Annotated in this window: 12 protein-coding genes and 3 pseudogenes; 7 read left to right on the top strand and 8 right to left on the bottom strand. The window is 66.9% G+C overall.

Annotated features, from left to right (window positions below):
- From A9W95_RS21615 to A9W95_RS21605, 3 genes are all read left to right on the top strand, one after another.
- A partial coding sequence (locus A9W95_RS21615; RefSeq protein WP_067417561.1) for an ABC transporter ATP-binding protein occupies positions 1 to 532 on the top strand: 532 nt, incomplete at its 5' end.
- A gap of 2 nt (positions 533 to 534) precedes the next feature.
- Entirely contained in the window at positions 535 to 1,284 is a 750-nt protein-coding gene (locus tag A9W95_RS21610; protein ID WP_253851729.1) for an ABC transporter permease, read from the top strand.
- A gap of 1 nt (position 1,285) precedes the next feature.
- On the top strand, positions 1,286 to 1,909 hold the full coding sequence (locus A9W95_RS21605) for a TetR/AcrR family transcriptional regulator (RefSeq protein WP_067417555.1): 624 nt from the start codon (positions 1,286 to 1,288) through the stop codon (positions 1,907 to 1,909).
- Here the strand turns inward: A9W95_RS21605 and A9W95_RS21600 are convergent.
- The 3 genes from A9W95_RS21600 to A9W95_RS21590 all read right to left on the bottom strand — a co-directional run bounded on the left by A9W95_RS21600 (position 1,875) and on the right by A9W95_RS21590 (position 6,742).
- Positions 1,875 to 2,087, bottom strand: coding sequence for a Trm112 family protein (locus A9W95_RS21600; protein ID WP_067417551.1), 213 nt, complete (start codon positions 2,085 to 2,087; stop codon positions 1,875 to 1,877). The genes A9W95_RS21605 and A9W95_RS21600 overlap by 35 nt on opposite strands.
- Entirely contained in the window at positions 2,080 to 5,103 is a 3,024-nt protein-coding gene (locus A9W95_RS21595; protein WP_156746335.1) for an acyl-CoA synthetase, read from the bottom strand. The genes A9W95_RS21600 and A9W95_RS21595 overlap by 8 nt, the downstream gene beginning before the upstream one ends.
- Before the next feature lie 109 nt (positions 5,104 to 5,212).
- On the bottom strand, positions 5,213 to 6,742 hold the full coding sequence (locus A9W95_RS21590; protein WP_067417546.1) for an HNH endonuclease signature motif containing protein: 1,530 nt from the start codon (positions 6,740 to 6,742) through the stop codon (positions 5,213 to 5,215).
- 72 nt (positions 6,743 to 6,814) lie between these two features.
- On the opposite strand from A9W95_RS21590, the gene A9W95_RS28325 reads away from it, so the two are divergent.
- The 3 genes from A9W95_RS28325 to A9W95_RS21575 all read left to right on the top strand — a co-directional run bounded on the left by A9W95_RS28325 (position 6,815) and on the right by A9W95_RS21575 (position 10,754).
- Positions 6,815 to 7,567 carry a DivIVA domain-containing protein gene (locus A9W95_RS28325; protein WP_082983251.1) on the top strand — a complete coding sequence of 251 codons (753 nt, stop codon included), beginning with the start codon at positions 6,815 to 6,817 and terminating at the stop codon, positions 7,565 to 7,567.
- Between the two features lie 128 nt (positions 7,568 to 7,695).
- Positions 7,696 to 9,465: an ABC-F family ATP-binding cassette domain-containing protein gene (locus A9W95_RS21580; protein ID WP_067417542.1), complete on the top strand. Its 1,770-nt coding sequence runs from the start codon at positions 7,696 to 7,698 to the stop codon at positions 9,463 to 9,465.
- The gene (locus tag A9W95_RS21575; protein WP_067417539.1) at positions 9,462 to 10,754 is read left to right on the top strand and encodes a cytochrome P450; all 1,293 of its coding nucleotides are present in this window, start codon (positions 9,462 to 9,464) and stop codon (positions 10,752 to 10,754) included. The genes A9W95_RS21580 and A9W95_RS21575 overlap by 4 nt, the downstream gene beginning before the upstream one ends.
- Here A9W95_RS21575 and A9W95_RS21570 read toward each other — a convergent pair.
- From A9W95_RS21570 to A9W95_RS21555, 5 genes and pseudogenes are all read right to left on the bottom strand, one after another.
- The gene (locus A9W95_RS21570; RefSeq protein ID WP_067417536.1) at positions 10,737 to 11,798 is read right to left on the bottom strand and encodes a type III polyketide synthase; all 1,062 of its coding nucleotides are present in this window, start codon (positions 11,796 to 11,798) and stop codon (positions 10,737 to 10,739) included. The genes A9W95_RS21575 and A9W95_RS21570 overlap by 18 nt on opposite strands.
- Before the next feature lie 158 nt (positions 11,799 to 11,956).
- Positions 11,957 to 15,019 carry a type I polyketide synthase gene (locus A9W95_RS21565; RefSeq protein WP_067417533.1) on the bottom strand — a complete coding sequence of 1,021 codons (3,063 nt, stop codon included), beginning with the start codon at positions 15,017 to 15,019 and terminating at the stop codon, positions 11,957 to 11,959.
- Complete coding sequence (locus A9W95_RS21560; RefSeq protein ID WP_067417530.1) at positions 15,020 to 21,343, bottom strand: type I polyketide synthase; 6,324 nt, start codon at positions 21,341 to 21,343, stop codon at positions 15,020 to 15,022.
- Between the two features lie 256 nt (positions 21,344 to 21,599).
- Positions 21,600 to 21,803, bottom strand: a pseudogene (locus A9W95_RS28470) (acyl carrier protein); the annotation flags it as partial.
- Between the two features lie 342 nt (positions 21,804 to 22,145).
- Positions 22,146 to 25,736 (bottom strand): annotated as a pseudogene (locus tag A9W95_RS21555) (SDR family NAD(P)-dependent oxidoreductase); the annotation flags it as partial.
- A gap of 44 nt (positions 25,737 to 25,780) precedes the next feature.
- On the opposite strand from A9W95_RS21555, the pseudogene A9W95_RS28465 reads away from it, so the two are divergent.
- A pseudogene (locus A9W95_RS28465) lies at positions 25,781 to 25,950 on the top strand (acyltransferase domain-containing protein); the annotation flags it as partial.

Here is a 25,950-nt window from a genome sequence, read left to right as displayed (position 1 = left end):
GCACCCGGCCGGGTCCGCCCCGCTGCGCCGCCGAGTCGGTTACCTGCCGCAAGACGCGGCGATCTATCACGACCTGCGGGTGGTCGACAACGTTCGATATTTCGCCGCCCTGTATGGCTTCGACGCCCGCGCCGCAGACGAAGCCATCGATCGGGTCGGCTTATCCGATCACCGAGACGCGTACTGCGGCAACCTTTCCGGAGGTCAGCGCACCCGGGTGTCACTGGCCTGCGCGCTGGTCTGTCGACCCGCTCTGCTGGTGCTCGACGAACCGACAGTCGGCTTGGATCCGGTGCTGCGGGCCGATCTGTGGCGACAATTCGGCGAACTGGCACAGGGGGGAACCACGCTGCTGGTCTCCAGTCACGTGATGGACGAGGCCGACCACTGCCGCGACTTGTTGCTCATGCGCGACGGCCACCTGGTCGCCCACACCACCCCAGCCCGACTACGAGAGGAAACGGGATGCAGCTCGCTGGAGGACGCGTTCCTGTCCATCATCAAACGCAGCACCGTGCGCCAGGCAGGTTGACGCTGCAGGGGTACACCGCGACGACGGCCCGGATCCTGCGTCAGTTGGCTGCCGATCACCGCAGCGTCGCGATGATCCTGGTAGTGCCCAGCGCGATCATCACGCTGATGTATTTCATGTTCGAAAACGCGCCGCACCGTCCCGGCGCGCCGACGCCGTTCAACGGCGCCTGCTTGATTCTGCTGGGCCTGTTCCCGCTGCTGTTGATGTTTCTGATTACATCGATCACCATGCAGCGCGAACGTGCCTCCGGAACCCTGGAACGCATCTTGACCACACCATTGCGCCGGCTGGACTTGCTGGCGGCGTACGGAACCGCCTTCTCGGTCGCGGCCGCCGCGCAGGCCACCCTGGCGTGTGTGGTGTCGTTTTGGTTCCTGGGACTCGACACCGCCGGAAATCCGTTGTGGGTTTTCGCCATCGCCATCATCAACGCGGTCCTCGGTGTCGGTTTGGGACTGCTGTGTAGCGCGTTCGCACACAGCGAATTTCAGGCGGTCCAGTTCATGCCGGTGGTTATCGTGCCGCAATTGCTGCTGGCCGGCGTGATCGTCCCGCGGGCCACCATGCCCGACTGGCTGGAATGGATCAGCAATGTCATGCCGGCCAGTTACGCACTGGAAGCCTTGCAGCAGGTGGGCGCGCACGCGGAATTGACCGACATCGCGGTGCGCGACATCGTCGTCGTATTGGCTTTCGCCATCGCGGCGCTGTGTTTGGCCGCGGCCACACTGCGGCGGCGGACACCATAACGTGGCAACGACCAAAGCCAGTCGCAAACGGCCGGGGCGCCCCGCCGGCAACTCCGACACTCGGGAACGAATCCTGGTCAAGGCACGAGAGCTGTTTGCCCGCAACGGCATTGGCAACACATCGATCCGCGCGGTGGCTGCGGCCGCTGACGTCGACTCGGCCCTGGTGCATCACTACTTCGGCACCAAGGAGAAGCTGTTCGCAGCGGCCGTACACATTCCGATCGATCCGATGACGATCATCGGTCCGTTACGCGAAATACCGGTCGACGAAATTGGCCTGCGGTTGCCGTTGATGTTGTTGCCGCTGTGGGATTCCGAGATCGGAGCAGGATTCATCGCCACGCTGCGGTCCATTCTGTCCGGATCGGACGTCAACCTGTTCCGCTCGTTCATCCAGGATGTCATCGCGGTGGAAGTCGGTGCCCGCGTCGACAATCCCCCCGGCACCGGAATAGTCCGGGTCCAATTCGTCGCGTCACAACTCGTAGGCGTGGTGATGGCGCGCTACATCCTGCAACTCGAACCATTCGCCTCACTGTCGGCCGAACAGGTCGCGCACGTCATCGCGCCGAATCTGCAGCGCTACCTCACTGGGAATCTGCCGGACGACCTTGCGCCATGAGCCGTGCGTGCTCTTCGTCGTCGACATCGCGCGCTTCGTCGACCAACAGCACCGGGATGCCGTCCTCGATCCGGTAGGCCCGCCGCAACCGCGGGTTGTAAAGCAGGTCGTCGACCAACACCAGCGGCCCCCGGTCTTCGGGGCAGACTAAGATTTTCAACAACGAATCATCAAGCATTTGTCGTGGCGTGCTTTCCGCTCAGTTCGGTGCGGACCGCGGGGGTCAGCTTCTTGAATTCTTTGACAGCCGGGTCGAAGTACCAGGCGTTGCGCCCCTTGGGCAGCCCCGCCGCCCGCAGTGGGCTCGCCGTCGGGCGGTAGGTGGCGCTCAACGTCATATCCGGCACGACGTGCACGATGTCGGGCCCCAGCCCCACCGGCATGCGGGCCGCGGCTTCGGTCAGGTCGGCCGCGGTGATGGTGGCGCCGGGGCACAGGGTGACCGCGGCGACGGCCAAGGTTTGCGCCCCTACCGAGACGTCGTAGGTGACAGCCAAGTCGACGGCGTCGATGAAACCTAATGCGTCGGTGACCAATTCCGGATAAACCAAGCCACGGGCGGTGCGGATGACCGAGCCGCGCCGAGCCGCCAGCCAGTAATCACCGTCGTCGTCACGGCGGAATAGATATTCGGTGGAGATCCAGGTGTCCGCTGGAGCGAAGACGCCTCGCTTGACCGACGCGGTCGGGTCGATCGGCCCGCGGGACTGGGCGAGCAGGACGCCGACCTGGTTGACGTCGGCCACTTGCACAAAGCCGCGGTCGTCTTCCAGGATCAGGTCGTTTTCGGCGTCGTAGGCCGCGAGTTCGACTCGGCCGACACCGGGCAACGGGCGGCCTTTGCTGCCCACTTTGGCGCCGGCGACATTGGCCAGCACCGCTTGTCCGTCGGTGGTGGCGAAGAACTCGACGACATGGGCGGGGGCGAACTGGGTGCACACCCGCTGCCACAGTCCGGTGGGCATACCCGAGCCGATGAACAACCGGATCGAATGGTTGCCGTGCAACGAGAACTCCGGATGGTCGACGACGTCGCGCAGCATCGCCCAGGTGTAGGACACGACGGTGACGCCGTACTGACGTACCTCGGCGATGAAGCGGTCCGGACGCATGCCGCGGGTCAACGCGATGCGGGTGCCCCCGACGACCGCGCCGCCCAGGCTGACCAGTAGCGCCGACTCGTGATGCAGCGGCGTCAAGCAGTAGACGGTGTCCCTGCGGTCCAATGCCGCGGTGGACGCGGTACCGAACGCCGACACCGCCCAGCGGTAGTTGGTGATCTGCTTGGCCACCAGCTCACCGCCGACCGCACTGAACGCGATGAACGCGAGGTCTCGCGCCAGCCCGGGATTGGGCCGGTACCAGGCGGGCAACTCGACGGCGTCGGGGTCGATCTGTTCCATGTCGATGACGTCAGCATCGGCCGGCAGGTGCAGGTCCCGGGTCTCCCCGCCGCCGAGCACCAGAATCTGGCCGGGGAGCTGGCGGGCGGCCTCGAGGTTGGTCGGATCGGTCATGATTTCCCGGACACCGCCGAGCCGGACCGCGGCGGCCAGGTCGGAGTCTGGGCGCAGCAATACGGCGATGGCGCCCAAGCGGGACAACGCGGCGATTGCGACCAGCGCGCTGGGCCGCGTCTCCATCAACACGCCCACCCGGTCGCCCTGGCGCACCCCGACTTCGATCAGACCCCGCACCACGTTGTTGATGCGGCGGTTGACCGCCTCGTAGGTGTGGACGCGACCGTCAAACAACAAGAACTCGCCGCGCGGTGCATCGTGTGCCTGTTCCTCGATGATGCGGCCCAGCGAGATGCGGGTGTGATCGTTGAGCTGGCCGAGGCGGGCCAGTCGGGGCAAGGTGCGTGCCGTTTCCACGGCCAACGTCCGCACTGACTTGTTGGCAGCGACCACCGCGCCGGCGGCGCCGCGCGCCACCGCCAGCGCCGCCTCGGACGCTTCGCCGATGCCGTGCGCAATCCGGGAGCTGAACAACACACCACTGTCGGTGTGTTCGGCCGGCTGCTCGACCATCACACTGATGTTCGGCGGCTTGTCGCCGTCGCGGGAGATCCACCGCACCCACTCGGCGACGGTTGGCCAGCTTTGCACCGCCGCTTTGGTTCCCACGACCAAGCCGAAATGCCCAGTGCGGATATCACATTCGTAGACCTCGGTGTTGGGCGCCGCACGCCGGATACCGCGCACCGACGCCGGCTGGCCGATGTCGTCCACCTCGCCGACGAACGCCAGGACCGGACAGGTGATGTCGGTAAGGGTCACCAATTGACCGTTGATGGCGAAACCGCCGGTCATCATGCGGTTGTGGGCGATGAACTGCTTGAGCAGTTCCGACACCGCCGGACCCGACCAGGCGATCCATCCCTCGGACTCGAGGAACCTGCGCTGTTGTTCCCGCGGGAGCAGAGCCTCCCGGTCGTGAAGCTGACGGACGAAATCGATGCGGGCCTTTGCCGTCTTCAACGGGTCCAACATCTGAAAACCGGTGCGAGCCAACCAACTTGGGATGTCGAGTCGATTGAAGACGTGGTCGGCCATGAAGTTAGCGGCGGCCGCGCCCAAGTTGGCCGGGATGCCCATCGGCAGCGCGGCCAGCGTGTCCACCGGAGAACCGAACGTCACGATGCTGGCGAGGTGCTTGGACCGTCGGTAGGCGGCGACCTGATAGCACCACATCCCGCCCTGCGAGTACCCGACGAGATGCACGTCCTGGCCGGTGGCGTCCCTCACCGTGTCGATGGCTTGGTCGAGGGCGACGATGTGGTCGGCGAGGTTGCGGCGCATCCCGCCTTCCACCTTGTCCGGCGACCCGAAGTCGATGACCCAGGGGTCGATTCCGCTGGCATGCAGAATGCCGACTGCGCCGTCTTCGCGGGTGACGTCCCACATGTCCGCCGACATCATCATCGGGTGCACCATCAGCACCGGCGGGCCTACCTTCGACTGGCCACGGTTGTCCGGCGGGAAATATCGCCGCAGCTTGTACATCGGCACGCTTTCGATGACCTGCGACGGTGACGGGAGGCTGCCGGTTTCCAGGCCGCCGAGGCGCAGCACTTCCAGACCGTTCTGCGCGGTGGCCACCAGACGCTCGACCGGTCGGGTGACCATCGAAAAGTTGAGATCCACTACTGCTCCTGGGTGCCCCTTTGTACGCCTTGACAGCTTGGTCATCATGGCACATCGGCGCCGGTCTGCGGTTATGGCCGCGGTTGCGAGATTTGGAATAGGCAGGGCGACGGAGCTCGGCGATGCGTCTCTGCGTCAGACCGTCAATCGGCTGTCAGAAAGGTGGCGGTTCGTCGTCGGGCGGGGCGGGCCCAGTCGCGTTCACCGGCGCGCGTTGCCTTGCTTGGCGGGTTTGTCGGTTGCGCCGTCGTTCGGTGGCCACCCGGTAGGCGCGGTCTTGGCTGCGGGTGCGGCGGCGTCGAGGCATCATCGCGGTGCGTTCGCCGCAGTAGCCCTCGGGGAACAAGTCAATTTCGGGCGTGGCGATCGGGCTCACGGCGTGACACAAGCTGGGAAACAACAGCGCGCTGCCCGGCGTGGTCACGTAGGTCTGCCCGGCGGGGGAAGTCAGGATCAGCGTGCCGTCGGGCAGCTGCTTTTCTGTCCAGCCCCAGAAGGTCTTCAGCAGGTGATGGACGATGCAGTAGCACTTGAGATTTGACGCGTGGGTAGCCCCGCCCTGGGCGTAAGGAATCGTGTGGTCAAGTTGACAGCGCACCGCGGCCTGGTCACAGCCAGGCCAGCGGCACGTCAAATCCCTGCACCGCACGAAGTCGGCCAACGCCTTGGAAGGCACATAGCCGGGCTCGGGAGGCGCGTCGCCGGGATGAATCAGCGGCACCAGCTTGGCCGAGCGGGCCAGCTCGGCGATAACTTCGGGCGGGATCAGCCCGTCGGCACCGACCAGCGAGCCCGGCGCCTGACCGGTGCCGGTCACGGTGGCCTGCTCGGCGATGACGTGAATGACTACCGGAGAAGCAGGCTTGGTGGTGCCGGCCGGGCAGTCGCGTTGTTCGCAGCGACATCCCAGCCGATCGGCGCCAGCAGCCAGCGCGCCGAGGGCGTCGGCGCGCCGCTGAGCGGCGGTGCGCGGATCGGCGCGGCACACCGTGGCCGCCAACTTGTTCAGCCGCTGGTCAAGTGCCTGAGCATCGACGGTGAAGATGTTGCCGCCGATTTCGCAGGTGCCGTCTTGGCTAGGTCCGATCCACACTTCACGGTCGGCTTGTTGCTGTGCGCGCCGCCGCACCGCGTCGCGATCGGCGCGGGCGACGATGGCATCGATCTTGCCCGACAACCGCGCGCGGGTCATCGACGGCCAGCGCGCGACATTGGCCGCCAGCTGATGATCCACCTGAGCTAACAGGTCGTCGTCGGTAATCAGGTCGGTGCGATAGACCACCATGGTGAAGAACGTGAAGTCGATGTCTCCGGCCCGAAACACCGCACCAACCTGGGGCAGCCGCTCGCGCATAGCGCGCGCGTAGCGCACCTTGCTGGCCGCCAGCCCTTGGCTGATCCGCAGCGCCGCGGCCACCTCCCCGGCCACCGCCTCCTCCACATCAGCGACCCAGTCGTGGGTGTCACCGCAGCGGGCCAACCGATAGGCAAACAACTGTGCGATCGCGGCCAGCTGCGCGGCCGCGGCCCGGTTGTGCACTCGCCCCGCCGCCTCGATGCTCTCCAGCAATGCCGCGGACTGCGCGGTGGTGGTTGGGCAGTTCAGCTCCAACCGCGTGTCCATCCACGCGACGAAGCCCGGCGAAGCCACTGGCTCCTCCCGTCGGCCTTCGTATTCGAACATAGTTTCGATTATGCCGCATGGCACTGACATAAAGTGATTGCCGCCAGGCGGCTCCGGTGCGACTCTTTCCTGATGAATCACGGCGCCGCGGAGAAGCCCGTCGGGAGCACTCGCCTGACCGCAGAGCAGGTCCATAATGTTGCCTTCTCTGACCCACCCCGGGGCACGCCCGGCTATAGCGCTGACGAGGTCGATGCTTTTCTTGACCGCGTTGAGGCGGCCCTCAAAGACCCGAGCCGACACTCCTTGACGTCGGCGCAGATTCGCCATCTCGCGTTCTCCAAGCCACCCTTCGGTATGCGTGGCTACAACGCAGCTGAGGTCGACGCGTTCGTGCGCTCAGTTGAGCAACACCTCACGGGTGCGTCGACACGGGAATCCGAGCAGCAGGCGCCCGCACCGTCACCGCAACCTGATGAGGAGTGTCCGCCTCCGGAAAGCGCGCGGATCCGGCCCAACTTGTTTCTCTTTTGGACGCCGCGCTGGCACGACTGGCGGTCGCAAGGTGGTGACGCAGACTCGTCCGGCGGCTCCGGCTCGGACATCCTCGACCTCGTCATAGATTTTGTAGCGCCGGTCGTGCTCGACATCTTGTGGAACCGGTTCCTCTGGGTGATCTGGGCCAGCGTCGCCTGGCTCCTGGAGGCGACCGTTGCGGTGGTGCTGTCCCCGCTCGCGTTGCTGACAAGTCTCCTGGGGATACGACGCCATCGCCTGGTTTCCCCGTCGAATGACCGTGACGCCCAGTGGGTGTGGGACCAGGGCTCTTGGTATGCAATGCGGCGCGCCCACGCCGAGGTTCAAGCCGCGGCTCAACGTCCGTAACAGCGCAGTCGACGCGCGGCTCCTCCTCCGGCCGTCCCGGCCGGCATCGTCGCCACGCTTAAGCCCAACCGCGCGGCTCCTCCTCCGGCCGTCCCGGCCGGCATCGTCGCCACGCTAAGGTCGGCCGGGTGGCGCACCTGCTCGGAGCCGAATCGATCCACCTGGCGTACCCGACCCAGGTGGTGTTCGAGTCGGTAACGCTCGGCGTCAACGACGGCGCGCGCATCGGCATCGTGGGCAGAAACGGTGACGGCAAATCCAGTCTGCTCGCGCTGCTCACCGGCCAACTGCAACCCGACTCGGGCCGAGTCACCCGGCGCAGCGGCTTGCGGGTCGGCGCCCTGAGCCAGGCCGACACGCTCGACGACACCCGTACCGTCGGCCGGACGCTCGTCGGCGATCGACCCGACCACCAGTGGGCCGGCGACCCGCGCATCCGCGATGTGGTCAGCGGCCTGGTATCCGACATCGCCTGGGATGCGACGGTGTCCACCCTCAGCGGCGGGCAACGACGACGCGTTCAGCTGGCCCAATTGCTGGTGGGTGACTGGGACGTCATCGCCCTCGACGAACCTACCAACCATCTCGACATCGAGGGCATCACCTGGCTGGCCAACCATCTGCAGCAGCGCTGGGCACGCAACAGCGGCGGTTTGCTGCTGGTCACCCACGACCGCTGGTTCCTCGACGAGGTCGCCACCACCACTTGGGAAGTGCACGACGGCATCGTCGAGCCCTTCGAAGGCGGTTACGCCGCGTACGTGCTTCAGCGCGTCGAGCGTGACCGGGTGGCCGCGGCGACCGAGGCAAAACGGCAGAACCTGATGCGCAAGGAACTGGCTTGGCTACGCCGCGGCCCGCCGGCGCGCACGTCCAAACCCAAGTTCCGCATCGACGCGGCGAATCAGCTGATCGCCGACATCCCGCCGCTGCGCAACAACGTCGAGCTGGCCAAGTTGGCGACCGCTCGCCTGGGCAAGGACGTCATCGACCTGCTCGATGTGTCCGTCAGCTATGCCGACCGACCGATCCTGCGTGAGGTGGAATGGCGCATCGCGCCCGGCGAACGCACCGGCATCGTCGGGGCCAACGGCGCCGGCAAATCCACCTTGCTGGGACTGATCGCCGGGACCATTGAGCCCGACGCGGGCCGGGTGAAGCGCGGCAAGACGGTCCGCTTGGCGGTGCTCGACCAGCGCGGTGAGGAACTGGAGAAAGTCACCGAGGAGCGGATCGCCGACTTGCTGGGCAGCCTGCGCGGCGGGTACGAAGTCGAGGGCCGGGAAGTGACGCCCACTCAACTGCTGGAGCGCCTCGGCTTCGGCCGCGGTCAGTTGTCGGCACGCGTCGGCGATTTGTCCGGCGGACAACGACGTCGCCTGCAACTGATGCTGACCTTGTTGTCCGAACCCAATGTGCTGCTGCTCGACGAGCCCACCAACGACGTCGACACCGACATGCTGACCGCTACCGAGGACTTGCTCGACTCATGGCCGGGCACATTGATCGTCGTCTCCCACGACCGTTATCTGCTGGAACGTGTGACCGATCAGCAATACGCCATTCTCGACGGCAGGCTTCGACATCTGCCCGGCGGCATCGATGAATACCTGCGGCTGGCGGCACGCGCCTCCGCAACCACGGCCGAACCGTCACGGCAGCCACCGCAGGCCAGCGGCGGTGCCCAGCGTCGTGCCGCTGAAAAAGAGTTGGCGGCACTGGACCGCCAACTCGCCCGCCTCGCCGACCGCATCGACGCCAAACACACCGAGCTGGCCGAGCATGACCAGTCCGACCACGTCGGCCTGGCGCAACTGACTCAACAGTTGCGTGCGCTGGAAGGCGAGGTGACCGCGGTGGAAGGACGCTGGCTGGAGGTCTCGGAGGTGCTGGAATGACGCCGGTCGCTTACCCGCCCGGAGACGCGTTGCTGACCCTGCATCGCAAACGCGGCCCGGTCATCAACGCCGGGCTCGGCAAGTATGGCTACACCTACCTGCTCGGTCCCGAGGCGAATAAGTTCGTGTTCGCCAACGCCGATGCGTTCAGCTGGCGGCAGACATTCGAAACGTTGGTCCCAGTTGACGGGCCGACCGCGCTGATCGTCAGCGACGGCGACGATCATCGTCGTCGGCGCAGCGTCGTGGCACCGGGCTTGGGACACCGGCAGATTCAGGACTATGTGCGCACCATGGTGGCCAACATCGACGCGGTGATCGACACCTGGCACGCGGGCCAACGGCGCGACCTATACCAGGTCTTCCGCAACGCGGTCCGGCGCAGCACCGCCGAGAGTCTGTTCGGGTCACGACTGGCCGCGCACTCGGATTTCCTTGGTCAGCAACTGCAACCGCTGCTGGACCTGGCGCACCGACCGCCGCAGCTGATGCGGCTGCAGCGACGGCTCGACTCCCCCGGCTGGCGGCGCGCCATGGCCGCGCGCCGAAGTATCGACGATCTCGTCGACACTCAGATTGCCGAGGCGCGCGCCCAACCCCGATCCGACGACCACATGCTGATGACGTTGCTCAACGGCCGGTCCGATGATGGCAAAGGTCTGGGCGACAACGAAATCCGCGACGCGGTCGTCTCATTGATCACCGCCGGCTACGAGACGACCAGCGGCGCGTTGGCCTGGGCGGCGCACGCGCTGCTCACGGTGCCCGGCGCTTGGGAGGTGGCGGCGGCGGAGGTGGCGCATGTCCTGGATGGCAGGCCTCCGACATCCGCCGATCTGTCAGCGCTCACCTATCTCAACGGCGTAGTGCACGAAACACTGCGACTCTATCCACCGGCCGTCATCTCCGCCCGCCGAGTGATGCGCGACCTGCGGTTCGACGGGCACCGGATTCGCGCCGGGCGGATGCTGGTCTTCAGCGCCTACGTCACCCATCGGCTGCCCGAGTTATGGCCGGAGCCAACGGAATTCCGTCCGCAGCGGTGGGACAATGCCGCCCCGGGCTACCGCAAGCCGGCGCCACACGAGTACATCCCGTTCAGCGGAGGATTACACCGCTGCATCGGAGCGGCGATGGCCACCACGGAGATGACGGTGATGCTGGCACGGCTGGTGGCGCGCACCACGCTGCGGTTACCGCCTCAGCGCATCCGCGCCGCGCACTTCGCCGCACTATCTCCGTCGCCGGGTCTGACGGTGGAGGTTCTCAGCTCAGCGCCAGCGCAGTAGCACCAGTTCCGCGCAGAAGCCCGGTCCCATCGCCAACATCAGGCCGGGACTTCCGCTGGGCGGGCGCTTCTCAATGGTGTCGCGCAAGATGTGCAGCACCGACGCAGACGACAGGTTCGCGATCTCGCCGAGCGAGCGCCAGGTCAGTTCGAACGCATCTGGGGGCAGGTCCAGGCTCTTGGTGATCGCATCGATGACCTTTGGGCCACCGGGATGGCTGACCCAGGCGCCGATGTCATCTCTGGTGAGCCCGTGCATACCCAGGAACGCGTCGACGTCGTCGGCCAGGTACCGCTCCACGAGCGTCGTCAGATCCGGAGAAAGCCGCAGCTGCAGGCCGTGTGAACCGACGTCCCAGCCCATGATGTGCAGGGAATCCGGGTACAGGCTGCTGCGCGAATCCAAAACGTCAGGGCCGCTAGGACGCATTTGTTCGGCGCGCCGGTCTCCCACCGCGACCACAGCGGCCGCGCCATCACCGAACAGCGCCGATCCGACCAGCCCCGAGACCGTCGGCTTGACCGCAGGGTAGGTCAGCGAGCACAACTCGACCGAGATCAGCACGGCGACGTCGTCGGGCGCGCCACGCAAGTAATCGTGCAGCCGGGCCACCCCCGCGGCGCCGGCGACGCAGCCCAGGCCGAACAGCGGCGTCCGGCGTACGTCGGGGCGCAGCCCGATCCGGCCGGCGATGCGGGCGTCCAGGGACGGGACGGCCACACCGGTGACGGTGGTGGTGGCGATCATGTCGATGTCTTGGGGCTGCAAACCGGCCTCGTCGAGGGCGCCCAGCAGGGCCTCGATGGCCAGGTCCACCGCCTTTTCGATGAAGATCTCGTTGGCGTCGCCGAAGTCGGTGAGCGTCGGGTATTGCTCCAACGGAAGCACGAAGTGCCGGCTGTTGACCTTGGCCGCCGAATGCAGACGCCGAACGATTTCCTCGTGTTCCTCGAGACCGGGGAACTTGACGAACTGGTCGGTGATCTCGGTCTGGCTGTACCGGTGCGGTGGCAGTGCACCGAAGACACCTGCGATGACGCTCATGCCCCTGCTTTCACTTTGTTAGCTCGACTCGGCCAGCAGACCCGAACAGGCTTCCTAAAAGCTAAAGTTTAAAGGGCTCACGGCGTCCCCGCAAAAGAGATCTGTATTACACATCTGTCAGATTACGGCGCAGGAGCAAACGCGCACATCACAGTTAATCAGGAGCGGTTTTCCCTATCGCCTTTCTCGAGTGCCAGGGCGATTAGCGCATCGGGGCCCAGAGAATCTATGGCGTCATCGCTGAAATTCGTGTCCCAGCTGGACTTTCCGGGCGATCCGGCGAGCGACAGTAGTTTGTCCAATAATCCGCTGCTACGCAGCTCTGCGAGTGGAATGGCGCGTAGTCGGGTCCAAATACTTTCGTCATCCGACGGGTCAGAATATCGATTCTGGGACAGCTGCTCGGCGAGGTGGGCCGCCAAATCATCCGGCGTGGGATAGTCGAATATCAAGGTTCGCGAGAGTGGTAATTCCGTCAAACCTGTTACTTTTTTCAGGCGATCGCGCAACTCCACTCCGGTAAGAGAGGTGAACCCGAGGTCCTGAAATGGGCGAGCGGAGTCGATGTCGTGGCCGCTGGGGTGGCCCAGGACGGCCGCCGCGTGTGAGCACACCAGCTCCACCAGTTCTCGGCGCTGCTCGGTCGGCGACAGCCGGCGCAACCGGTCGATCGTTTCCGGGTCCTTGCGGGTGGAATCGACCAGAAGATCCTCCCCGCCGCCGAGCCAGTAGCGCTGCCGGGCGAAGCCGTAGGTCGGCACCTCGACCCGAGCCGGGCTCAACCCGTCGAACATCGGACGCCAATCGACATTCGCTCCAGCGCAGTAGAGCCGTCCCAGCGCGGTCAGCACCGAGTCGCTCTCGGACCGATCCGGCGGCAGCGCTGCCACGGTCAGCACCCGGTCGTTACTCAGCGACTGCTCCACCGCAGCCGTCAACCCCGCGGCGGGACCGACTTCGATGAAGACTCCGGCGCCCATGGTTTGGGCGGTAGCAACAGTGTCGGCGAACCGGACCGGCCGACGCACGTGGTCCACCCAGTACTGCGCTGAGCCGTAGCCGCTGTCGGCCAACTGCCCGGTTACGTTGGCAATCAATTCGATTCGCGGATCTCGTGCGGGCAGGTCGGCAAGCGCCCGAGCGAACTGCGTCAGCATGGGCTCCATCAACGCCGAATGGAACGCATGTGAGACGGCCAATCGACGGACTTGCCGGCCGTGTTCCAGCAGCCGTTCGGCCACTGCGCCGACGGCCTCTTCGGGACCCGAGATGACGACCGAGTCGGGGCCGTTGAACGCGGCGATGTCGACACCGTCGATCAACAACGGCGCCACCTCCTCTTCGCTGGCCGCAACCGCCACCATCGCGCCGCGAGCCGACAGCGCCGCCATGAACTGACCCCGCAGCGCGACCAGTCGTGCGGCATCCGGTAGTGAGAGGACGCCCGCCACATATGCCGCCGCGATTTCTCCCACCGAATGACCGGCTACGAGATCGGCCGTAACGCCGCAGGCCTGCAGGAGCGCCGCCAGCGCGACCTCTACGGCGAACAAAGCCGGCTGGGCGAACTCGGTACTGTGCAGCAGGCCCGGGTCTGCGCCCCAGAGGACCTGCCGCAGCGGCAGCCGCAGATGCTCGTCGAGAGCCGATGCGGCTTCGTCGAATGCATTCGCGAATGCCGGGAAACGCTCGTAGAGCGGTTGTCCCAACCCGAGCCATTGTGAACCCTGCCCCGGAAACACGAACACCGTCTTTCCCAGCCAGCCGACGCGCCCTGCGACCGCCGGTTGAGCCAGTCCGGCGAGCAACGCCGGACGGTCGGAGCCGACGACGACGGCTCGGTGTTCGAACACCGCGCGGGTCGACACCAACGACCACGCCACATCGACCGCGTCGAGGTCGGTGCGATCACCAAGGCAGGCCGACAACCGGCTGGCTTGATTCGCCAATGCCTCAGCCGAGCGGGCGGACAAGACCAAGGCGATGGTGGTGTCCGGCTTTCTTACAACGCTTTTTGCGGTGTCCGGTCCCTGCTCGACCACCAGATGCGCATTGGTGCCGCCCATTCCGAACGAGGAGACGCCGGCCCGCCGGGGTCGATTCGGCGGCACGGACCACGGCGTCAGCGCGGTGTTGACGCGCAGTCCTAGACCCGGCAAGTCGATCGCGGCGCTGCCCGCGGAATGGTTGAGAGTCGCCGGCAATTCGGCGTTTTCGAGCGCGAGGACGACTTTGAGCAGGCCGGCGATGCCTGCGGCCGCTCCGGTGTGGCCGATATTGGTCTTGACCGACCCCAGCGCTACCGGGTTGTCTCGCCGCCCGGCGAAGACCTCGCCGAGCGCCGTCGCCTCGATCGGATCGCCGACCTCGGTGCCGGTGCCGTGTGCCTCGACGTAGTCAATCTGGTCCGGGTCCAGTTGGGCGTTGGCCAGCGCGCAGCGTATGACGTCGACTTGGCCGGAAACGGAGGGAACGGTCAACCCGGCAGCGCTGTGTCCGGCATTGCCGACGGCGCTGCCGCGGATGACGGCGCGGATCGTGTCCCCGTCAGCCACCGCGGCGGCTAACGGCTTGAGTAGGACCAGGCCTGCACCCTCGCTGCGCACGTATCCGTCGGCGCGGCCGTCGAACGCGTAGGTGTGGCCGGATTTCGACACGGCACCGAATTCTGTTTCCAGCGGCACTGTTTCACTGGCCAAGTTCAGGTGGACGCCGCCGGCGATGGCAAGTGGTGATGCACCGCTGCGGAGCGTTTCGCAGGCGAGGTGGACGGCGACCAGTGCCGAGGATTGGCCGGTGTCGACGCTGACGCTGGGACCGTGGAATTCGTACGCGTAGGACACTCGGTTGGCGATCATGCCTCTGTTGATGCCGGTGAACGAGTGGTGGTCGACCTGGCCGGTCGCGGTGGTCAGAAACGCGTAGTCGTCGTTCATCGCGCCGACGTACACGGCAATGTGTTGCCCGCGCAGGGTAGTCGGAACGATGAAGGCGTCTTCGAGCAGTTCCCAGGTCAGTTCGAGCGTGAGACGTTGTCGGGGGTCCATCGCGCTGGCCTCGCGCGGGGAGATGTTGAAGAAACTGGCGTCAAACTCGGCGACGTTGTCCAGCGCGGGCGGCGTGGCTTCTCGGGCGTCGCGCAACAGACGCCAGAACTCTCGCGGGCTGGAGGCACCGGGGAATCGGCAGGCCAAGCCGATAATCGCCACGTCTGCCGACATTTAGGGGCCGAATTCCTCGTCGAGGAGGGCAAACAGTTCTCTTTCGCTGGCGCTGGTGAGATTGTCGTCGATTGCGGGCTCGTCAGGTGGCGCCGCCGGGGCGGTCAGCGCGGTCACGATCGCCTGCAGCCGAGCGCTCAGGTGCGGCTTGTCGCCCGGATTCCAGTCGGGCTGGTCGAGCAACGTCTCCAATTCCCGTGTCACCGAGTTGAACCGAGCCAACAAGCTTGGCTCGCCCGCCGGTTTCTCGTCAGTGGCCGCGGGAGCGGTGGCCAACAAGGTGTCCAGGTGCTCGGCCAGCGCCGCCGGAGTGGGGTAGTCGAAGATCAGCGTCGGGGTCATGGTCAGCCCCGTCGCGGCCTTGAGCCTGTTGCGCAGCTCCACTGCGGTCAGTGAATCGAACCCGAGGTCTTGGAAAGCGCGGTCAGCGTTGACGTCTGCGCTCGAAAGGCCCAGCACGACGGCAGCATTGCCGCACACCAACTCGGTGAGTTCGCGGTGACGTTGCTCGGCGCTGAGGCCACGCAGGCGCGACACCACTGCCGACGTCGACGCCGCAGGGCCTGCGGCCGCGCTGGCGCGGCGCACCGGACCGCTGACCAACCGGCTGAACAGCGGCGGCACCGTCACCGCGGCGCTGCCGAGGGCTGCGCGATTCAGCCTCGTGGCCGCGACCGTCGCGCGATCGGACAGTAGCGCCGCATCCATCAAAGCCAGCGCGTGCTCGGTTGCCAACGGCGCCAACCCGACTCGCGTCATACGGGCCAGGTCCCGCTCGCCCAGGTGCCGCGTCATCGCCGACTCCTGCTCCCAGAGGCCCCATGCGATGGACAACGCCGGTAACCCGGCTGCCCGCCGATGCGCCGCCAACCCGTCCAGGAATGCATTCGCCGCGGCGTAGTTGCCCTGCCCCGGAGCACCCGCGATTCCGGCCAGAGACGAGAACATGACGAACGCCGACACGTCGCGGTGCGCGGTGAGTTCGTGCAACGCCCAGGCGCCATCGACCTTGGCCCGCAGGACTCTGTCGACCTGTTCGCCGGTCAAGCCGGTGACGACCGAATCGTCGAGCACGCCGGCCGCGTGGAACACCGCGGTCAGGTCCGGCAGTTCCGCGAGCACCGCGGCCAAGTCGTCACGATCGGCCACGTCACAGGCCACTACCTCGGCCCGGCCGCCCGCCGCGGCCAGTTCGGTGACCAGATCCGCGGCCCCGTCGGCGTGCGGTCCCTGGCGGCTGACCAACACCAGGTGGCGGACGTCGTATCGGTGCACCACATGACGCGCCACCGCGGCGCCTGCCATTCCGGTGCCGCCGGTGATCAACACCGTGCCCGAGGCCCAGGCATCTGGCATGGTCAAGACCACCTTGCCGACGTGCCGGGCTTGACTCAAGAACCGATAGGCTTCCCGTGCCTGACGGACGTCCCAGGACCTGACCGGAAGCCGTTGCAACGCATTAGAATCGAACATGTCGAGGAGCGCGCCGAACATCCGCTCGATGTGCTCCGGGCCGGCTTCCATCAGATCGAACGCCCGATATCGCACGCCGGGATGCGCTTGGGCGATGTCGCTGGCGTTGCGGATGTCGGTTTTACCCATCTCGATGAATCGACCACCGCGGGGCAGTAATCGCAAGGACGCATCGTTGAACTCACCGGCGAGCGAATTGAGCACCACGTCCACACCACGACCGTCGGTGGCCAGCCAGAACTTGTCCTCGAAATCGCACGTGCGGGAATCGGCGATATGCGTGTCGTCGAATCCCAATGCGCGCAGCGTGTCCCACTTGCCGCGACTGGCGGTGGCGAACACCTCGAGCCCCCAGTGCCGGGCAAGCTGCACCGCAGCCATCCCTACCCCGCCGGCAGCGGCGTGCACCAACACCGACTCCCCCGGCTGCACTTGCGCCAGAGTTGACAGTGCGTAGTAGGCGGTCAGGAACACCGTGGGGATGCCTGCGGCCTGGGTCATCGACCAACCCGCCGGCACTCTGGCGATCAACCGGGCATCCACCACGGCCTCGGAGCCGGCGACCCCGAGCAACCCCATCACCGCGTCTCCAACGGTCAATCCGTTTACCAGAGGCCCCACTTCGGTGATGACCCCCGAGCCCTCGGCGCCCAACGACGCGGCTCCGGGGTACATGCCCAACGCCACCATGACATCCCGGAAATTCACACCCAGCGCGGTAACGGCCACCCGGACCTGTCCAGGGGCCAGTTCTATGCCCTGCGCCGGGACCAGTGCCAGATCGTCGAAGGTTCCGGCGCCGCCGGCGACCAGCTGCCACCGCGGGCCCGGCACCTCCAACACCGGTGGTCGGCTGAGCTGTGCCAGACGGGCACCGTGCACGACACCGCGTCGGATGACCAATTGAGCCTCTCCGCTGGCGATTACGTCCTCGACCGCAAGAGAATCGTCCGAGTCAACCAAGACTATCCGCCCCGGATGCTCTGCCTGAGCCGAACGCACCAACCCCCATACCGCGGCACCGGCCAGATCGGACACATCCTCGCCCGTCAGGCTGATCGCTCCGCGGGTGAGCACCACCAGTTTCTCGGCACGCTCTTCGCAGAGCCACTCCTGGACCGTCGCCAACGCCCGATGCGTGGCCTGGTAAACCGAATGCACTTCCCGCGCAGGCGGTTCGGACCGCCAAACTACGGGCTGATGCTCGCCGTCGGTCGCGGGCACCGACACCGGCGACCACACCACTTCGAACAAGCCCCGTCCCGCCTCGCTGGCGGCGGACAGCTGCGCCGCCGACACCGGGCGCATCACCAACGCCTGCACCGACAACACCGGTGAACCGGCCGGATCCGCCAATTCCACCGACACCGCTGCGTCACCACACGGGGCGAGCCGAACTCGCACCCGCGACGCGCCGGAGGCGTGCAGCGAAACCCCTTGCCAAGCAAAGGGCAGCACCGTCGTCTCCTGCCCGTCGGCCATCCCCAACGCGTGCAGCGCCGCATCAAGGAGCACGGGGTGGATTCCGTAATCGGTGAGCGACAGCCCCGCATCGTCCGGCATCGAAACTTCGGCGAAGACCTCCGCGCCGCGCCGCCACATCGCGGTCAGACCTCGAAATGATCGGCCGTAGGAGTAACCGCGGGCGGCGAACCGGTCGTAGGCGTCGTCGACATCGACCGCGTCGGCACCTGCCGGGGGCCACCCGGACAGATCGACTGCAGGCCTGACGACCTCGGCGCCGACCACACCGTGGGCATGCAAAGTCCATTGTGAATCCTGCTGCGGCGCACGCGAATACACCGATACGACGCGCCGAGCCGACTCGTCTGCGGCGCCCACCGCGACCTGCACTTGCACGCGACCCGTGGTGGGCAGCACCAACGGTGCCACCACCGTCAACTCCTCCACGACGTTGCAACTGACTTGGTCCGCGGCCCGCAGCGCCAACTCCACGAACGCTGCTCCGGCGAGTAACACGGAGCCGCCGATCACGTGGTCGCCCAGCCACTTCTGTTCGGGTACGGAAAGTGCGCCGGTCAGCACGACGCCGTCCGATTCGGGTTGCTCCACCACGGCGCTCAGTAGGCCGTGATGCGCGTCAGCCAATCCCATGCCGGTGATATCCGGCGCACCCGTCGCCCCCAGCGGTAGCCAGAATCGGCGTCGTTGAAAGGCGTAGGTGGGCAGATCGACTCGCCGCCCTCCGCCTTCGAATACCGCCGGCCAGTTCACCGACATACCGGCGGTGAACAACCGCGCCACCGCCTGGAGCACCGACGCGAGTTCCGGGCGATCGCGACGCAGGGCCACCGCCGACACCGTCTCGTCGGGCGTGGCCTCGGCGACGAGCCCCGTCAATCCACCACTTGGGCCGATCTCGAAAAAACGGGTCGCACCCGCCGCGGCCAGCGCCTGCACACCGTCGGCGAACCGGACGGGGCGCCGCACGTGCTCCACCCAGTACAGCCCCGACCCATAGCCGATGTCGGCGAGGCGTCCGGTCACATTGGACACCAGCGGGATTCGGGGTTGGGCAACGGCGATGCCCGAGGTCAACCGGGCGAACTCATCCAGCATGGGGTCCATCAACGACGAATGAAACGCGTGCGAAACCGTCAGCCTACGTACGCGGCGACCGTGGCGCGCAAGCCGGTCTGTCACGTCGTTGACCGCGGACTCGCTGCCGGAGATGACCACCGACCGCCGTCCGTTCACGGCCGCGATGGCGGCGTCAGCGGTCAGCAACGGCACCACTTCCTGCTCATCGGCTTCCACCGCCACCATCACGCCGCCAGCCGGCAGGGCGGTCATCAACCTGCCGCGGGCTGCCACCAGGAACGCGGCGTCGCTCAGCGACAACACCCCTGCCACGTGCGCGGCCGCGATCTCGCCCACCGAATGACCGATCACAAAATCCGGTGTGATGCCCCATTCTTGCAGCATCGCCGCGAGCGCCACTTCCACCGCGAACAGAGCCGGCTGGGCGAATTCGGTGCTGGTCAACTGCTTCTCGTCGCCGTCCCACAATACCTGGCGCAACGGTAGCCGCAGATGCTGGTCCAGCGCTTCGGTCACCTCAGCGAAGGCGGCCGCGAACGACGGCACCTGCGCCGACAACTGCGCTCCCATGCCGAGCCACTGCGCGCCTTGACCCGGAAACACGAAGACCGTTTGACCCGACGACCGGGCCCGGCCCACCGCGGCGTCCCCGCCCGGCTCGCGTGCGGCCACGCTTGCCAAGCCGGCCAGGAGGTGCTCACGGTCAGCGCCCACCGCCACCGCACGATGTTCAAATACCGCCCGGGTCGCGGCCAGTGACCACCCGACATCGACGGGATCGAGCTGCGGACGCGCGCGCACCCAGTCCAGCAGCCGCGCCGCCTGCGCGGCCAGCGCGTCGGCCGACCGGGCCGAAACGACCCATGGCATCGCCGAAGGATTCGATTCCGATTTAGCGACAACCGGTTCGGCCGCATCAGGCCGTTCGATGATGACGTGGGCGTTGGTGCCGCTGATCCCGAACGAGGACACCGCCGCGCGCCGCGGCCGATCAAGCACCGGCCATGGCCGCGCTTCGGTCAGCAGCGACACCGCGCCCGCCGACCAATCCACATGCGGCGTCGGCTCATCTACATGCAACGTCTGCGGCAGCACGCCGTGGTGCATCGCCTGCACCATCTTGATCAGTCCGGCCACCCCGGCCGCCGCCGAAGTATGACCGATGTTGGACTTGATCGAGCCCAACCACAACGGCCGATCGGCCGGGCGGCCTTGCCCGTAGGTGGCCAATAAGGCTTGTGCCTCAATGGGATCGCCCAACGTGGTGCCGGTGCCATGGCCTTCCACCACATCTACATCACCCGCACCCAGCCGGGCACTGGCCAGCGCCGCCCGAATCACCCGCTGCTGCGCCGGACCATTCGGTGCGGTCAGGCCGTTGGAGGCACCGTCCTGGTTGACCGCGGTCCCCCGCACCACCGCCAACACCGGGTGCCCCAGCCGCTGGGCATCGGCCATCCGCTCCACGACGAGCATGCCGGCGCCCTCCGACCACGCCGTCCCGTCGGCAGCGCCGGCATAGGCCTTGCACCGCCCGTCCGGAGCCAAGGCGCGCTGTCGGCAGAACTCCACGAACGCCGCCGGCGTGCCCATCACCGTGGTACCGCCGGCCAGCGCCAGGTCGCACTCTCGAGATCGCAACGCCTGCACGGCCAGGTGCAACGCCACCAACGACGACGAGCACGCGGTGTCCACCGACACCGCCGGCCCTTCCAACCCGAGCACATAAGCCACCCGACCTGACGCCACACTCAACGTCGAGCCGGTCAAGCCGTAGCCTTCGAGCTCCCCCTTGACCCAACCTCCGTAGCCGGCGTGGATGACCCCGGCGAACACTCCTGTCGCTGAACCGCGCAACGTGGTGGGGTCGATCCCCGCGCGCTCCAACGCCTCCCAGGACACTTCCAGCAACAACCGCTGCTGGGGGTCCATCGCCAGCGCCTCGCTCGGTCCGACCCCGAAGAATCCGGCGTCGAAATCGCCTGCTGAATCCAGGAAGTCACCGCGGCGGGTGTACATCTTGCCCGGTGCATCGGGGTCCGGGTCGTAGAGGCCGTCCACATCCCAGCCCCGATCTTCGGGAAAGGCCGCCACCGTGTCGCGACCGTCAACCACCAACTGCCACAGCGATTCCGGCGAGTCGACGCCACCGGGGTACCGGCAGCCCATGCCCACAATGGCCACGGGTTCGTTGAGGTGGGCCTCCAGCTCGGACAGTTGCCGACGGGTACGCCGCAGATCGGCGGTGAGGCGCTTGAGGTATTCGACATGCTTGCCTTCGGCCGGCATCGATGCTCCTGGTCGGGTCATGTCAGTTGCCCAGTTCTTCGTCGAGGATCGCGAAGAGTTGGCTCTCGCTGGCCATTTCCAGGTCGCGGTCGCGCGGGTCCGAGTAAGGATCGAGGTCGTCGAGCAGGCCATGAAGGCGCCCCATCAGCTTGGCCCTCTCCTCTGGATCCCAGTCAGGGCGGTTGAGCAATGCTTCGAGTTCACCGGCGATGTCGTTGCCGCGCGCCAGATGGTCGACGTGGCCGGTCCCAGTGGCGGCCAGCCGGGTGTCGAGCAGGTCGGCCAGCGCGATCGGAGTGGGATAGTCGAAGATCAAGGTGGGCGAAAGGGCCAGGCCGGTCGCGGTTTTGAGTCGGTTGCGCAACTCGACGGCGGTCAGCGAATCAAACCCGAGTTCTCGGAACGCGCGATCGGCGTTGATGTCGGCGGCACCGGGCTGACCGAGCACGGTTGCGGCGTTGCTGCGAACCAAGTCCACCAGTTCGCGCTGCCGCTGTTCGGGGCTCATCCGGTGCAGCCGCGCGGCGAACGCGGTTTCCGTGTCAGGTTCGACGTGGTCGACGACCCGCCGCACCGGGCCGGTGACCAGGCCCTCCAACAGCGACGGCACCGGCGTACCACTGTCGGCCAGCGCCGCCGCGTCCACCCGGGCGGCCACCACCGTCGGCCGGTCTGCCAACAGGGCGGCGTCCAGCAACTGCAACGCTTGCTCAGTGGGCAACGGCGCCAAACCGATTCGGGCCATTCGGACTTTATCGCGCTCGCCCAGGTGGCGGGTCATGGCCGAGGCTTCCTCCCACAATCCCCAGGCCACGGACAAGCCGGCCAGCCCGTGGGAGCGCCGATGTAGGGCCAGCCCGTCGAGGAACGCGTTGGCCGCCGCGTAGTTGGACTGACCCGGCGTGCCCACCACACCCGCCATTGACGAGAACAGCACGAAGGCGGACAGATTCAGGTGTGCGGTCGCCGCATGCAGATGCCATGCCCCGTCGACCTTGGCGCGCAGTACTGCGTTCACCTGCTCGGCGGTCAATCCGGTCACCATCGCGTCGTCCAGAATTCCGGCGGCGTGGATCACGCCGCGCAGGTCCGGCAGACCGGCCACCAGTTTGGTGACCGCGTCGCAATCCGCCACGTCGCAGGCGACCACCTGCACCACGGCTCCGGCGGCTTCCAACTGCGCCACCAGCCGCTCGGTTTGGTCGGCCTGCTGCCCACGGCGACTGGCCAGCACAACGTGCGCGACGCCATACCGCTGCACCAGGTGTCGGGCCACGGCGGCGCCGGCCATTCCGGTGCCGCCGGTGACAAGCACCGTGCCGCCGGCCAATCCGGCACCCGGACCATTGACCACCTCGTCGTCGCCGGGACCCTGCGGCACAGTCAGCACGACCTTGCCGACATGACGCGCTTGACTGACATACCGATACGCCTCGCGTGCACACCGCACGTCGAATGTCATGACCGGCAACGGCGTCAGCGCGCCGGTCTCCAATAACTCCACGGTCTCGGCCAGCATCGACGCGATGCGTTGTGGCCCAGCCTCGATCAGGTCGAATGCCCGGTACCGCACTCCGTGGTGCCGATCCGCCACCCACTGCGGATCACGGATGTCGGTCTTACCCATCTCGACGAAGCACCCGCCCGCAGCCACCAGTCGCAGCGAGGCGTCGACGAATTCGCCCGCCAGCGAGTTGAGCACCACGTCCATCCCGCCGCCGACCGCGCGGAACTTCTCTTCGAAGTCGCACGTCCGTGAGTCGGCGATGTGGTCGTCGTCAAAGCCCATGGCGCGCAGCGTGTTCCACTTGGGACGACTAGCCGTGGCGAACACCTCCGCACCCCAATGCCGAGCCAGCGCGACGGTGGCCATGCCCACCCCGCCCGTGGCGGCGTGTACCAACACCTTCTGCCCGGCCCGCAACTCCCCCAGCACCGACAACCCGTACATCGCCGTCAGGTAGACCACCGGAAGACCGGCGGCCTGCACCAACGACCAGCCCGACGGAACCCTGGTCACCAACCGCTGATCGACGACCGCCTCGGACCCCACCACGCCGAGCAACCCCATCACGGCGTCGCCGACGGCCAGCCCGTCGACCGCTGGGCCGGTCTCGACGACCACTCCGGCGCCCTCGACGCCCAGTTCGCCGCCACCGGGGTACATGCCCAACGCCACCAGGACATCTCGGAAGTTGACCCCCACTGCGGATACCGCCACCCGGATCTGTCCGGCCGCCAGGGCGGCGCGGCCGCAGCGGGTTACCACCACGTCTTCGAGCGTCCCGCCACCGCCGACGGCCAGCCGCCAGCCGCCGGAGCCGCAAGGCAGTTCGAGCACTGCACTCGTCGGCATCAGCCGCGCCGTGTAGGCCGTACCGCAGCGCACCGCCAACGCCGGTTCACCGGAAGTAACCACGGACGCCAGATCGACCGAACCGTCCGAATCCACCAAAACCAAACGCCCAGGATGCTCGGCCTGAGCCGAACGCACCAAACCCCAGACCGCCGCCCCGGCAAGGTCGGTGATGCCCTCGCCGCCCACCGCGACTGCACCGTGCGTGACGATGGCCATGACGCCCGCCTCGTTGCTGCGCAACCACGATTGCACCGCCGTCAGCGCCCGATGCACGCCCTGGTGGACCGAGCGCACCACATCGTCGTCGTCAGCCCTCAAGTGCCACTGCACAAGACGGTCGTCAGCTGCCTGCTGCCGCAGCGACACCGGCACCCAGTCGACCTCGAACAAGCCGCCGGTGCCGGCGCCCGTCGCGGCGGTCGACAACGCCTGCGCCGACACTGGGCGCATCGTCATCTGCCGCACGGATAACACCGGCAGACCTGACCCGTCGGCGAGATCCAGCGAGATCGCATCGGCACCCACCGGCGCCAGCCGCACCCGCACCCGCGAGGCTCCCGCCCCGTGCAGGCTGACGCCCTGCCACGAAAACGGCAACACCGTCTGCTGTTCGGTCTGGGTCACCCCCCAGGCGTGCAACGCCGCGTCCAGGACCATGGGGTGAATTCCGAAACTCCCGACCGCGATGCCCTGCGGCGCAGCGACTTCCGCGAAGACCTCACGGCCCCGGCGCCACACTGCCCGCAAGCCCCGAAACGCCATCCCGTACTCATATCCTCGGCGCGCCAAGACGTCATACGCGTCGGCCATCTCAACTACTTGCGCCCCCACCGGCGGCCATACGGACAAGTCGGCGGCCGCGCCCACCGCGTCGACGCTCAGGACGCCGTGCGCATGCAGTGTCCACGGCGCACGCCCCTGAGGTGCAGCAGAATAGACCGACAACGAGCGACTGCCCGTGTCGGCCGCCGCGCCGACCACCACCTGCACACGCGCACCGCCGGCCGGCAACACCAGCGGGGCCACCAAGGTCAACTCCTCGACCACCGAGCAGCCCACTTCGTCTCCGGCCCGCAGCGCCAACTCGACGAACCCGGCGCCGGGGAATAGCACCACCCCGGCCACCACGTGATCAGTGAGCCAACCATGGACGCCCGCCGACAGATAACCGGTCAACACCAGCCCACCGTCGTCGGGCCGCTCTACCACCGCACCCAGCAGCGGATGGTCGACCTGCGACAAGCCCACAGCACTGACCTTGCCGGCGCCCGACTCGACCAGCCAAAAACGTTGTCGCACAAACCCATACGTGGGTAGCTCGACGTGCCGAGCACCGAGGCCGGTGAAGGCACCCGTCCAGTCCACCGGCACACCCGCCACGTGAGCTTGAGCAACCGACAGCCAGAACCGGTCTAGGCCGCCGTCGTTGCGACCCAACGTCGGCAGAACGACCGGTTGGGCGGCGGTATCACGTGCCGATGCGGCAACCGTGTCCTCGATGCCGGCGATCAATACCGGGTGCGGACTCGACTCGATGAAGACGCCGTATCCACCGTCCCGGGCCGCACGTAAGGCCTTCTCGAATTGCACCGGCTGCCGGATGCTGCGGAACCAATAGTCGGCGCGCAGACCGGCGGTGTCCATTGGCGCACCGGTGACGCTGGAAATGAAGGTGATCGATGCGGAGCGCGGCTCAATGTCGGCCAGGGCCCGAGTCAACGGCGCACGGATCATGTCCACCTGAGCCGAGTGCGACGCGTAGTCGACGTCGACCCAGCGGCAGCGAATGTTGTCGGCTTCGCAACGCTGCACCAATTCGGTCAATGCGGTGACCTCACCGGCCACGACGACCGACGAGACCCCGTTCACGGCAGCCACATTGAGTCGATCGCTCCACTTCTCGATCAGCTGCCGCGCCCGGGCCTGGGAACAGGCCAGCGAAACCATGCCGCCGGCTCCAGACAACTGCACCAAGAGCTTGCTGCGCAACGCAACCACCCGGGCAGCGTCCTCCAGCGACAGGGCACCGGCCACATAAGCGGCCGCGATCTCGCCTTGCGAATGTCCCAGCACCGCGTCCGGACGCACCGGCTTTGGACCGGGTCGATGTGGTGCAACCCGCGCTGTGGGCGGTGATGGTGTCGCTGGCCGAGTTGTGGCGCTCGATGGGCGTGCGTCCGGACGCGGTGCTGGGACATTCGCAAGGCGAGATCGCGGCCGCTTATGTGGCCGGTGCCCTGTCGCTGGA

Origin of the sequence: Mycobacterium sp. 1423905.2 (assembly GCF_001673155.1) — a bacterium.
Classification (GTDB): Bacteria; Actinomycetota; Actinomycetes; order Mycobacteriales; family Mycobacteriaceae; genus Mycobacterium.
The sequence above is the reverse complement of the archived record's forward strand: the minus strand, read 5'-3'. Positions and strand labels throughout refer to the sequence as shown.